Origin of the sequence: Pseudoalteromonas sp. HF66 (genome assembly GCF_011806445.1) — a bacterium.
GTDB lineage: Bacteria > Pseudomonadota > Gammaproteobacteria > Enterobacterales > Alteromonadaceae > Pseudoalteromonas > Pseudoalteromonas apostichopi.
Map to the genome: position 1 here is coordinate 20,419 of NZ_JAATOU010000021.1, position 12,941 is coordinate 33,359.

Here is a 12,941-nt window from a genome sequence, read left to right on the forward strand (position 1 = left end):
GGTAATTATGGCTAAATTAAGAAGTGCAACAACAACAGAGGGTCGAAAACGTGCAGGAGCGCGTGCTTTATGGCGTGCAACAGGAATGACAGATAAAGATTTCGGTAAGCCTATTATCGCTGTTGTAAACTCGTACACTCAGTTTGTACCGGGTCATGTTCACCTTAACCAGCTCAGTGAGCTGATGGCCGAAACCATTACCGAAGCGGGTGGTGTACCAAAAGAATTTAATACTATTGCAATCGATGATGGTATCGCGATGGGTCACGGCGGAATGCTGTATTCACTCCCATCGCGTGATTTAATTGCTGACTCAGTTGAGTACATGGTAAATGCCCACTGCGCTGATGCCATGATCTGTATTTCTAACTGCGACAAGATCACTCCTGGAATGATGCTGGCAGCACTTCGTTTAAACATTCCTGTCATTTTTGTATCAGGTGGTCCAATGGAGGCGGGTAAAACACGCCTTGCTGATATCGACATCAAACTTGATTTAGTTGATGCCATGGTTAAGGGTGCTGATACTTCAGTAAGCGATGAAGACTCTGAAAAAGTTGAGCGCTCGGCATGCCCTACCTGTGGTTCATGTTCGGGTATGTTTACTGCTAACTCAATGAACTGTTTATTAGAAGCGATTGGTCTGGCACTACCGGGTAACGGTACTACACTTGCGACCCACAAAGACCGTAAACAACTGTATGTTGAAGCAGGTGCACGCATTGTTGATTTATGTCGTGAGTATTATCAAAAAGATAATGCAGCAGTGTTACCACGCGCTATTGCCAATCGTACCGCTTTCATGAATGCAATGGTGGTTGATATTGCTATGGGTGGATCATCAAATACGGTTTTACACTTACTAGCAGCAGCGCAAGAAGCGGGTGTTGATTTTGATATGTCGCATATCGATGAGCTTTCTCGCAAAACACCATTCTTATGTAAAGTGGCACCAGCGACAAACAAATACCATATTGAAGATGTACATCGCGCTGGTGGCATGATGGCTATTATCCGTGAGTTAGGTAAAGCAGGCCTTGTCGATTTATCTGTTGATCATGTGGCGGGTCATACAATGGCTGAAATGGTAACTAAATGGGATGCGACTGATCCAAGTAATGAAGTAGCGCAAAAATTTTATAAAGCAGGCCCTGCTGGTATCCGCACAACAAAAGCAATGAGCCAAGAATGCCGCTGGCCTGAACTGGATAATGACCGTGAAAATGGTTGTATCCGCAGCGTTGAAAATGCGTTTCGTCAAGATGGTGGCTTAGCGGTGCTATCGGGTAACTTAGCCCTTGATGGTTGTATTGTTAAAAGTGCTGGTGTGGTTGAAGAAATGCTTCATTTTGAAGGCCCAGCAGTCGTTTACGAATCACAGGATGACTCGGTTGAAGGCATTCTTAACGGTGAAGTAAAAGCGGGTGATGTTGTTGTGATTCGTTACGAAGGGCCAAAAGGCGGCCCAGGCATGCAAGAAATGCTGTACCCAACCAGTTATTTAAAATCAGTTGGCTTAGGTGAAAAGTGTGCGCTGATCACTGATGGTCGTTTCTCAGGTGGTACATCGGGTTTATCAATTGGTCACGTTTCCCCAGAAGCGGCAAGCGGTGGTGCAATTGCCTATGTTGAAAATGGCGATAAGATAGTAATTGATATCGCAACTCGCGAAATCACATTAGCTGTTTCTGATGAAGAGCTTGAAGCTCGTAAGCAAAAGCAACTTGCACGCGGGAAAGATGCTTACAAACCTCTAGATCGTGACCGTTATGTTTCATCTGCACTTAAAGCCTATGCCTTACTGGCCACCAGTGCAGACAAAGGAGCTGTGCGTGATTTAGCTAAACTTGAGGAGCTTAGTTAATTATGGTTTCTCAAGAGCTCGATTATTTTCGCGCTATCATTCAAGCGAACATGGAGCCGCTTGCAAAAGTCACTGAGGTTAGCGAAATGGCTGATCTTAGTGCTCGGCTAGGCAATCATGTGTGGTTAAAGCGTGAAGACCAACAACCTGTTTATTCATTTAAACTACGCGGTGCATTTCATAAATTGAGCAAATTGCCAAAAGGTTCTGATGTGATTACAGCATCGGCTGGTAATCATGCGCAAGGCGTAGCTCTAAGTGCTTCATTTTTAGGGCATAAAGCAACTATTGTTATGCCTGTTACAACACCAGAAATTAAAGTGAATGCAGTGCGTTCTTTAGGTGGTGAAGTGGTATTACACGGCCATCATTTTGATGCTGCAAAGGCTCATGCTCTAGAGCTCACAGAGCAGCGCAATGGGGTGTTTGTACCACCGTTTGATGATGCAGATGTGATTGTTGGTCAAGGTACCGTTGCTCGTGAATTAATGCAGCAACTCAATGATCTTGATGCAGTCTTTATTCCTGTAGGCGGAGGTGGTTTACTTGCAGGCATGGCAGTGTACATTAAGTCGTTACGTCCTGATATTAAAGTCATCGGTGTTGAAGCCGATGAGAGTGCCTGCTTAAAAGCAGCCCTTGAAGCAGGTAAGCCGGTTGAGCTTGACCGTGTTGGTAGCTTTGCAGATGGTGTAGCAGTAAAAGTCATCGGCACAGAAACGTTTCGTTTAGCACAAAAGTTTTGTGATGAAGTGGTGACTGTAACGGGCGATGAAATCTGCGCAGCAATGCAAGATATCTTTGTTTCGACTCGCGCTATAGCTGAACCTTCAGGGGCATTATCAACAGCTGGCTTGAAAAAATGGTGTCAACGAAATGGAGTGAAAGGTTTAAATGTAGCCGCGATTTTATCGGGTGCAAATTTAAACTTCGACCGCTTACGTTATGTTGCTGAACGAACAGCTCTTGGCGAAAAGAACGAAGCATTGCTTGCCGTGACTATCAAAGAAGAGAAGGGCAGCTTTAAGCAGTTTTGTAACTCGTTAGGTGGCAGAGCTATCACCGAATTTAATTATCGCTTTGCAGGCCCTGGCGAAGCACAAATCTTTGTAGGTATTGCTTTAAGACAAGGCCAACAAGAGCTTGATGAGCTAAAAGCGACACTGACAGAAAACGGCTATACGTTTTGTGACCTATCAGATAACGAGCTGGCTAAATTGCATATTCGTTATATGGTTGGTGGTAAAGCGCCAGCTCAACTTCATGAGCGTTTATTACGCTTTGAGTTTCCTGAATACCCAGGCGCACTGGCACGATTCTTAGATACCCTTGGTAGTAACTGGAATATTACTTTATTCCATTACCGCAACCATGGTGGATCGATTGGTAATGTGCTGGCGGCCTTTGCTATTGAACCGAGTGATTATGAGGTATTCAATGAGCATTTGAACCGTTTGGGATACAACGTTCAAGATGAAACGAACAACCCATGTTTCACCCAGTTCTTAACTAGCCAAGGTCAAGAACTTAGTGAAGTTAAAGCAGCAAATCAGTAGCTTAATATAATCAAGACTGTTCACTAGCAGTCTTGATTTTTCCTCTATTTTTCCTATAGTTAATGCACGGTTCTAGAGCAAGGATGATGCGTGCAAGGTATAAAAAGCCTACTAGGGTTAATCTGTTTAATGCTCTCTATGAGCGCACTGTGCGCTGATAAAGTTAGCTTACAATTAAAATGGACTCACCAGTATCAATTTGCAGGCTATTATATGGCTGCAGAAAAAGGCTTTTATAAGGAAGCGGGCCTTGATGTCTCTATTATACCTGCCGATCCAAACCACCCAGATACCTTCCCTAAAGTGTTAAGCGGCAAAGCTGACTTTGCTATTACTCACTCAGGCATATTACAAAAGCGCCAGCAAGGCGCACCGGTTGTTGCCCTTGGGGCAATATTGCAGTTTTCGCCTTATTGCTGGATGGTAAAAAATAACTCAGATATTTTTCAGCCTAGAGACTTTGCTGGTAAAAAGCTAAGTAAAATCGGTTCAATAGAAAATGCTGAGTTACTGGTGATGTTACAGCGTGCAGGATTGAGCCTAGAAAGCTTGATGGCAGCTAGCCATGAAGGAGGCGTTAAAGAGTGGCTTGCCGGTGATATAGATGCGGTACAAGTTTATGTCACTAATGAGCCTTACACGATGACATTGCAAGGAGTAGGTCACCGACTCATTTGCCCGCAAAAGTTTGGTTTGAATGTGTATGGCGATATTTTATATACCTCTGAGCAATTTTTAGCGAAAAAGCCAGAGGTTGTTGAGCGCTTTTATCGTGCCAGCTTAAAAGGTTGGCGTTATGCCTTATTACACTTAGAAGAAAGCATCGATGTAACCAAGCAGCACTATGCTACCCAGAAAAGCGTACAAGAGCTGGCCTATGAAGCGCATGTTTTAAAAAGCTACATCCAACCTCCAGGAATTAATCTAGGTAATATGTCGATGGCAAAGTGGCGCTTGATTACAGATTTATATGGCTTAGATCAGGATGAGTTTGATCAGGCTTTTGAAGGCTTTATGTATGATCAACAGCAAACAGAAGGGTTTGAGCTATCTTGGATGCTGATCCTTGCAATCATTTTAAGTATTGCATGTGTGCCATTGTACATTCGCTTGATCAGCAGTAACCGACGTTAAATAAGATAAAAACTGTTATACTGCTTTTTATTTCTTGTCGCTAAGTAGTTATGACACTTGCCGAGCACTTTGCTGCCTTAGATGCACTGCTATTTTCAACCCGCCAATACTGGCAATGTACCGCATTTGATTTTGATGATCTTCCTTGGCCTGAATTAGCCCACTTATTATGGGCGCTGGATGACCAACAAGTGAGTGAACTAGATGCCGATCAGCAAGCTTTATATCGTTATTTTGCTGATGAAATTGAAAACATTGAACAGCTGGCTGAGTTGTGTGAGTTACCTGCTATCAATTTGGCTCGTAATGAGTTTCCGTTTTGGATAAGTAATGGCATTAAAGGCCGTAAATTTGAGCAATTACAAGACTTTGTTGCAGCTGTTAGTCAGCAGTCATTTAACCAGCCCGTTTTAGAATGGTGCGCAGGTAAGGGGCATTTAGGTCGTATGTTGGCATTTAATGGAGCGCCAAGTGTACATAGCATTGAGCTACAACAACACTTGTGTGATCAAGGTCAGCACAGTGCTAAGCAACAGCAATTGGCAATGCAATTTTCACAAGCTGATGTATTAACCGACGACACCGATGGTTTTTTTGAGCGCCAGCAGCATGCAGTTGCTTTACATGCCTGTGGTCGTTTGCATCAAACATTTATGCAGCAAGCGAGCAAAGCGAAAACCCAGCAAATCAGCTTTTCACCATGTTGTTATCATTTATTCACAGATAACGCCTATCAAGCAATGAGCGAGCCTGCAAAACAAAGCCAGCTTGCGCTTACTCATCGCGATTTAAAACTAGCGCTGCAAGAAACTGTGACCGCACCAAGCCGAGTTGATAAGGTAAGAAAAACAGAAGTTGAATGGCGACTTGGATTTGATGCATTACGTAAATCACTCACTGGTGAAATGCACTATGTAAGTGTGCCATCAGTGAACAAAGCTATTTTTTCTGATTCTTTTGGTTCATTTTGTTTATGGGCTGCTGAGAAAAAATCATTATCACTGCCTGAAGGTATTGATTACAATAAGTTTTTAACTATAGGTAAAAAACGCAAAAGGGTTACTGAGCGAGTTGAACTCGTCCGACATGTATTCAGAAGGGCAATTGAAGTTTGGCTCGTGCTCGATCGTGCTTTATATTTGCAACAACAAGGTTATCAAGTAACAGTTAGTACGTTTTGTGAAAAGCAGCTGACACCAAGGAATATCTTGATCCAAGCTAATTATTAAATACCGTAAAGAGGCGCAATGAGAAAGTTAAAAAATTTATTCGAAAATAATAGACGTTGGGCTGCGCGTACGAGTGAAAGTGATCCTGAGTTTTTTAAAATTCTATCAATGCAGCAAAATCCAGAGTACCTGTGGATCGGTTGTTCTGATTCACGTGTACCTGCAAATGAAATAGTAGACTTGCTACCTGGAGAGTTATTTGTTCATCGAAACGTAGCAAATGTCGTTGTTCATACTGATCATAACTGTCTTTCGGTGATGCAATATGCCGTTGAAGTACTTAAAGTGAAGCACATAATGGTCGTTGGCCACTATGGTTGTGGTGGTGTACAGGCGGTATTGAACGGAGCGAGTTTTGGTTTAATTGATAACTGGCTTCGTCATGTAGGTGATGTAAAAGAAAAACACATTGAACAACTCAACTCATTACCAGAACAAGAGCGTTTAAATAGCCTGATAGAACTCAACGTTATTGAACAAGTACGTAATGTTTGCCGTACTAATATCGTCCAAGATGCCTGGGCAAAAGGTCAAGATTTAACAATCCATGGTTGGGTTTATGGTTTAGCCAATGGCCACCTTAATGATTTAGAGTCGGTAGTAACTTGTGCTGAAGAAGCCAGTGATACATACGGAATTGCGGTTAAGCGTGTTTTCGAACGCGTTGCCGAAAAAAGTTAATACCGAATATGGTAGAAAAAAGGAGAGCTAATTAGCTCTCCTTTTTTATTGTTCGTCTTGTTTGCTAGCAAGTTGCTGCTCAAGTAAAGCAACTTTCTCTTCAAGCTCAGTGAGTTTCTCACGAGTACGAATAAGTACTTGGCTTTGAATATCAAACTCATCACGGCTTACAAAGTCCATCTCAGCAAGTTTGTTTTGAATAGCTTGCTTAGTCTTGCCTTCGACTGTTTCGGCAAGGTTTTTCACGCCTTGTGGCATGTTATCAGTGATTTGCTTAGCGATTTCTTCAAGTTTTGCTGGGTTAATCATCTTCGTCCCTTGAGTCACGTAAAAAAACAATCTTACCTTATTGGCTAGGCGTAGTGTAGTGATTACGGTAAAATTGCCCGTCCTATCTTTGGATAATTTCTTTAGGGGCTTATGAAACTCAACCCAAAACAAGATGAAGCGGTAAAATATATCAGTGGACCGTGTCTGGTATTAGCCGGTGCGGGTTCAGGTAAAACGCGTGTTATTACTAATAAAATTGCTTACTTGGTGCAAAAGTGTGAGTACCAAGCACGTAATATTGCCGCAGTTACATTTACCAATAAAGCTGCAAAAGAAATGCGTGAGCGTGTAACGCAAACACTGGGCAAGCAAGAGTCGAAAGGCTTATGGGTTTCAACGTTTCATACGCTTGGGCTTGAGATTATCAAAAAAGAGTTAACTACTTTAGGTTTTAAACCTGGTTTTTCGTTGTTTGATGACCAAGATACCAACCAGTTATTAGCTGAGCTGACCGAAGAAGAGCTTAAAAAGGACAAAGATTTACTTAACCTGCTGAAGATGCAAATAGGTAGTTGGAAGAACGAATTGATTCTACCTGAGCGTGCTGTTCGCGAAGCCCGTGAGCCGCAAAAAGCGTTATTTGCTCAGTTATATGCTCGTTATCAAAATCAACTGCGCGCCTATAATGCCCTTGATTTTGATGATCTGATCATGATCCCAACGTTATTGCTTAGTCAAAATGTCACGGCACGTGAGCGCTGGCAACAGCGTTTTCGTTACTTGCTGGTGGATGAGTATCAAGATACGAATACTAGTCAGTATCAGCTAGTTAAGCTATTAGTGGGTGAACGAGCCCGGTTTACCGTGGTAGGCGATGATGATCAATCTATCTACTCATGGCGTGGTGCAAAGCCACAAAATCTGGTGCTATTGAGTAAAGATTTTCCGGGCTTACGTTTAATTAAGCTAGAACAAAACTACCGAAGTGCTGGACGAATTCTTAAAGCTGCAAATATTCTGATTGCTAATAACCCGCATGAGTTTGATAAAAAGCTATTCAGTGAACTTGGTTATGGTGAGCCCATTAAAGTAATTGGCTGCCGAGATGAAGAGCATGAATCTGAGCGAGTGGTTGCAGAGATCATTTCTCATAAATTCATGAAGCGCACTAGTTATAAAGATTATGCGATTTTATACCGTGGTAACCACCAAGCGCGAGTGTTTGAAAAAGCACTCATGAGTAACCGTATTCCTTATAAAATCAGCGGCGGTATGTCGTTTTTCTCTCGCTCAGAAATCAAAGATATCATGGCGTACTTGCGCTTATTGGTGAATCAAGACGACGACAACGCATTTTTACGTATTGTTAATACGCCACGTCGTGAGATTGGTACTGTCACACTGGAAAAGCTAGGTACCCTTGCTAATGAAAAGCATATCAGCTTATTTGCTGCATGCTTTGAGCCTGAGCTTGCGCACCGATTAAAAGGGCGTGGCTTTAATGCCTTAGCTGGCTTTGCCCGTTGGGTAGTTGAGCTATCTGATAATGCAGTTCGGGGTGATACCCTTGAAGCAGTAAAAGAACTAGTTAGACAAATTAATTACGAAGCTTATCTATATGAGTCATCACCGAGTGCAAAAGCTGCTGAAATGCGCATGAAAAACGTCTCAGAGCTATATCGTTGGATCACCGATATGCTGACAGGTGATGCAGATAACCCACCGCTGAACCTTGCTGAGGTGGTTAGTAAACTGACCTTGCGCGATATGCTTGAGCGTAACGAAGAAGAGGACGAATCTGATGCCGTGCAATTACTAACATTACATGCTTCAAAAGGCTTAGAGTATCCGTATGTGTTCATGGTTGGCATGGAAGAGGGCTTATTACCGCACCAAGTAAGTATTGATGAAGATAACGTTGAAGAAGAGCGTCGTCTTGCCTATGTAGGAATTACACGCGCCCAGCAAGAGCTAGTAATGACCTATGCTAAAATACGTCGTCAGTTTGGTGAAACCTCAGACACAGAGCTAAGTCGCTTTGTGCAGGAGTTACCACAAGATGACTTAGCCTTTGAAGCGAAGAAGCCACCTTCCTCACAAGCTGAGCGTATGGAGAAAGGCCAGGCACGAGTGGCTAATCTAAGAGCGATGCTTAAGAAGTAATGAATTGTGCGCTAGGTGCTTCGTGCTCGAAGGGAGCCAGCGCATGCTGTTTACCAATAAACAGCGATAATCCGTGCTTATCTAGCAAAGTGCGGTAGTTAAAAATCGACGGACCTTTAGCTATTACTTGGATATTTTGCAGCTTAGTGATAGCTAAAACACCTTGTAGTTGCAAATGATAATTCTCTTGCTGTAGAACACGCTTACTGAATGTTGAACTCAACAATAAGTAATCGAACTGGAACTCAGTTAATAAGTTTAACTCACAGCGATCTTTAGCAAATTCATTTAAACCAATCGAAAACCCTTGTGCGACCAAGCTTTTTAAGTTTTCAATTTGTATCGCTGAAGCGTAACGAATTTCTTGTTCGTTGAACAATAAACACATTCTATTTGAATCGTGTGCGTTTAATAACTTACACAGTGCCTGAAAGTTAATACGCTCTAAAACTAATCCTGAACAAGAAAACAGTACTTTTTCGAGTTGGCTGTTACTTGCTAGGGAAAAGGCTTGTTTTAGTAGATTAAGCTCAACTTCGAAGTGCTGAACACGATCGGTCGCAAATTTTTTGAGGACTTCAAAGCTAGTGCTGCCAAGCACAGGGTGCTCACCAAATGCTTCTAGTAAAGACTCAGCGTGAGTTTTTTCATCCAAGGTAATGATTTCTGCACATCTAAAGTGCATAGGCAAATCATCTAGGTGATGCATATTCTCTACATCATGCTGTACATTACTGGCATTAAGCAGTGGATGAAAACACTCAAAGCGATTTCGGCCTGCATTTTTGGCGTAATACATCGCGGCATCCGCATCGCGAATAATTTCATCAGTGTGTTTGTAGCTTGGTTTAGAGTAGGTGATACCAATACTGGCACCACTTTGAATACATTGACCTTTCATACAGAAAGGTTTTTTCATAATTTCGATGATACGTTTTGCAACATCTTGTGCTTGTTGTTGTTCAGTTAAGTGAGTTAGCAATACCACAAATTCATCACCACCTAAGCGTGCGAGTAGATCATGCTCACGAATACAATGCGAGAAAGACTCTGCAACACCAATTAAAAATTGGTCACCTGCCTGATGACCAAGGTGATCGTTTATATCTTTAAATTTATCAAGGTCAATAAATAGCACCGCAAATTGCTGCTCTGGGTAGCGCTGGTAATGCTGCAATGTTTTTTCAAGCTGAGTTAAGAACAAACTGCGATTAGGTAAACTAGTTAATGAGTCGTGGTGTGCATCGTGATACAACTGTTGTTCTATTTTTTTTCGCTCTTCAATTTGCATTTGCAGGTGCATATTAGCTTGGCGAAGCTCTTTAGTTTTTTCAGTGACTCGATGTTCCAATTTTTGGTGACTGAGCTTTAACTCTTGGTTGGCTAGATGAGTTTGGATAACGTTAGCAATTTGATGTGATACAAACGTAATTAGCTCACAATCATCCTGACTAAACTCATGTTTATTATTATAAGCTTGGCAAACAATGAGACCTATAACACCTTGCGAAGTTTTGAGCGGAGCGCCTAACCAACTAGTCGCTGTGCGCTCTGATGGAACATTAACAGGCCTCTCTACAACGCCAAGTTTGATGAGCTCTTTTGCTCTTTCACTGTCAATGACTTGGCACTTTTCAGTGCTGAGAACCAGTTCACTGTAGCCTTTAGCAAATGGTCGTGGTTTGCCATTATCGTTAAACTCATCGACGCAATAAGGAAAACTCAACCAATGAGATTGTTGGTCATACAATGCGATGTATAAGTTATCTGCATAGGTAATATTTTTGATAATGCTATGAACATGCTGATATACATCGTCAAGGTTTTTACTTTGCGTTGCCAGCTCTGATATTTTGAATAGCAGCTGTTGGCGTTCGAGAGCATTTTTGCGCTGTTGAATTTCGTCGTTAAGTGCTTGGTTACTTTGAGTTAATGCACGGGTTCGAATTTTAACTTCAGACTCTAGTAGTTCACGCTTTTTCACTCGTTCAATTGCTGTTGCTAAGTAAAGTGACATAGCTTCTAGCAATTCAATCTGTTGCTCTGAATAGCATTGGTTTATGTCGTAGCTTTGCGCAACCATTACGCCAATAATGACTTTTTCACGGTAGACGGGTACGCCCACCCAGTGCTCTGCAGGTGTACCAAAACATTTAAGTAAGCCTTGTTCAACAGCTTGCTCAGTCTGTTGTTTGGTAAAGTAGCTGGTTTTACCTTGCTTGAATACGTAACCCGTTAAGCCTTCTTTGAAGTACTGCTCATACTTTAATGGTACAGAAAGACCATCTTTTTCATCAGCGAAATAAGACAACTCAAGAGTATCGTAAACCGGGTTATGCAATACAACGAAGAAGTTTTTACTCGGAATATAGTCTTGTAAAATATTATGAATAGCGGGATAGAGCAGGGTTAATTCGGCAACAGTACTTGCTTGCTCTGATAATTGTAAAAGAGCATTTTGCAAGTGATGTGATTGCTTATACTTTTGTAAAAGCGATTTTAAGCGAGCATTCTTACGGGCTAGCTTATCAATGTGTGTTGCTGAATCTTCCAATGATTTAGAACCAGATCTTATTGTTGTTTAAATTTCGTCCTATATAGTTCCACTTTTTTATTAGATCGTCAAGTAACAGATGTTAACAAAATGGTAATTTATTATGGGTCTGAATTGGCTACAGAGCTAGCTTAGCGCTTTAAAATAGACATAAAAAAAGGGCCTAATAAAATTAAGCCCTTAGTATTAGTTTTAAAACTATTACTTGCTAGTCATGAAATCGATAGCAGCGCTGATTTCATCTTCAGAACAATCCATACACGTACCTTTAGGAGGCATTGCGTTGAAACCGTTAAGCGCGTGATCTAAAAGTGTATCTTTACCTTTAGCGATACGAGGAGCCCAATCATCAGCTGATTTAGGAGCACCTAGTGCGCCAGTACCATGACAAGCAAAACAAGCTGCTTGGTAAACTTGCTCACCAGAACGAGGACCTGTAGGCTCAGCAGCGGCCGCAGCTTTATCACCTTCTAGATATACAGAACCAATTGGCGCTAGACGCTTTTTAATTGCATCTTCAGTCAAAGAGTTGTCATACGCTTGTGCATATGCCGTTGTTGCTAGCAGTAATAATGCAGCTGATAGTTTTTTCATTTTGCCTTGCTCACTTCGATTTGAACGTGATCAATCACGATATCTGACGGAAATTAGAACGATTATAACGCTAAGCCACAATTTATAAAATGATCTAAAAGGCTTTTTCTATAGAAAAACCTTCATTTTTTGCGTTAGCGCAAGAAAAGCCTGCATTAGATGCTGGCTATTTGCCCGATTATTAAGCGAGTTCTAATACTTTTTTTACTAATTTTTCGATACCTGCGTCAGCATCTAAAATGCTTTGTGCCAACATATAAGCAGGGGTTGTGACCACTTTATGCTGCTGATCAACAACGATCTCATTAACTGCACAGTTCTGATGTGCACCGCCAAGCTGCTCGATAGCTGCTGCTGTATCAGCGTCGTTACCAATGGTGGTTTTGACACCCTTGCCATATATAAGTGGAAGCATCGCAGGGGCAATGCAAATATACCCAGCCGCTTTATTGGCCTCGACAAAGGCTTTCGCAGTTGTAAGTACATCACTTTGAACTTGGGCATCTACGCCCTTGACTGCAAAATCTGATAAGTTTTTCGCGGCACCAAAACCACCTGGTACAATCAAAGCGTCGAATTCATTTACATTTAGCTCTGTAAGGGCTTTAATTTCACCACGTGCAATGCGAGCAGCTTCAACTAACACATTACGGTTAGGTGCCATTTCTTCACCTGTTAGGTGATTAATGGTATGCATTTGTTCAATATCAGGTGCGAAGCACTCATAGCTCGCGCCTGCTTTGGCTATATGTAATAAAGTTAATACTGACTCATTGATCTCTGCGCCGTCGTAAACGCCGCAACCTGCTAAAATAACTGCCACTTTTTTCATTTTTGAACTCTCCTTAATGCGATTAGCTTTAGTTTAACAAGGATACGAGTCAGCCGACAAAATA

Annotated in this window: 10 protein-coding genes; 6 read left to right on the forward strand and 4 right to left on the reverse strand. The window is 41.8% G+C overall.

What is annotated here, in order from left to right:
* The first annotated feature begins 7 nt into the window (after positions 1–7).
* The 5 genes from ilvD (at position 8) to can (ending at position 6,464) form a co-directional block, all read left to right on the forward strand.
* Positions 8–1,864, forward strand: coding sequence for a dihydroxy-acid dehydratase (gene ilvD / locus HCZ11_RS16630; RefSeq protein ID WP_167658996.1), 1,857 nt, complete (start codon positions 8–10; stop codon positions 1,862–1,864).
* Positions 1,865–1,866: 2 nt separating this feature from the next.
* The gene (gene ilvA / locus HCZ11_RS16635; protein ID WP_167658998.1) at positions 1,867–3,420 is read left to right on the forward strand and encodes a threonine ammonia-lyase, biosynthetic; all 1,554 of its coding nucleotides are present in this window, start codon (positions 1,867–1,869) and stop codon (positions 3,418–3,420) included.
* Positions 3,421–3,549: 129 nt separating this feature from the next.
* Positions 3,550–4,554 carry an ABC transporter substrate-binding protein gene (locus tag HCZ11_RS16640; RefSeq protein ID WP_167659024.1) on the forward strand — a complete coding sequence of 335 codons (1,005 nt, stop codon included), beginning with the start codon at positions 3,550–3,552 and terminating at the stop codon, positions 4,552–4,554.
* Positions 4,555–4,604: 50 nt separating this feature from the next.
* Entirely contained in the window at positions 4,605–5,783 is a 1,179-nt protein-coding gene (locus HCZ11_RS16645) for a methyltransferase (RefSeq protein ID WP_130049882.1), read from the forward strand.
* An 18-nt stretch (positions 5,784–5,801) separates the two neighbouring features.
* A complete protein-coding gene (gene can / locus HCZ11_RS16650; protein WP_130049881.1) occupies positions 5,802–6,464 on the forward strand; it encodes a carbonate dehydratase in 663 nt (220 codons plus the stop codon).
* A 45-nt stretch (positions 6,465–6,509) separates the two neighbouring features.
* Here can and HCZ11_RS16655 read toward each other — a convergent pair whose 3' ends face one another.
* Entirely contained in the window at positions 6,510–6,773 is a 264-nt protein-coding gene (locus HCZ11_RS16655; protein ID WP_054561163.1) for an accessory factor UbiK family protein, read from the reverse strand.
* Positions 6,774–6,884: 111 nt separating this feature from the next.
* On the opposite strand from HCZ11_RS16655, the gene rep reads away from it, so the two are divergent.
* Positions 6,885–8,897 carry a DNA helicase Rep gene (gene rep, locus HCZ11_RS16660; RefSeq protein WP_130049880.1) on the forward strand — a complete coding sequence of 671 codons (2,013 nt, stop codon included), beginning with the start codon at positions 6,885–6,887 and terminating at the stop codon, positions 8,895–8,897.
* On the opposite strand, the gene HCZ11_RS16665 is transcribed toward rep, so the two are convergent.
* From HCZ11_RS16665 to elbB, 3 genes are all read right to left on the reverse strand, one after another.
* Positions 8,887–11,451 (reverse strand): diguanylate cyclase, encoded by a 2,565-nt coding sequence (locus HCZ11_RS16665; RefSeq protein WP_130049879.1) that lies wholly within the window; start codon positions 11,449–11,451, stop codon positions 8,887–8,889. The two genes, rep and HCZ11_RS16665, sit on opposite strands and share 11 nt — an antisense overlap.
* Positions 11,452–11,652: 201 nt before the next feature.
* The gene (locus HCZ11_RS16670; RefSeq protein ID WP_130049878.1) at positions 11,653–12,045 is read right to left on the reverse strand and encodes a cytochrome c5 family protein; all 393 of its coding nucleotides are present in this window, start codon (positions 12,043–12,045) and stop codon (positions 11,653–11,655) included.
* 181 nt (positions 12,046–12,226) lie between these two features.
* The gene (gene elbB / locus HCZ11_RS16675) at positions 12,227–12,877 is read right to left on the reverse strand and encodes an isoprenoid biosynthesis glyoxalase ElbB (RefSeq protein ID WP_130049877.1); all 651 of its coding nucleotides are present in this window, start codon (positions 12,875–12,877) and stop codon (positions 12,227–12,229) included.
* Positions 12,878–12,941: the final 64 nt, after the last annotated feature.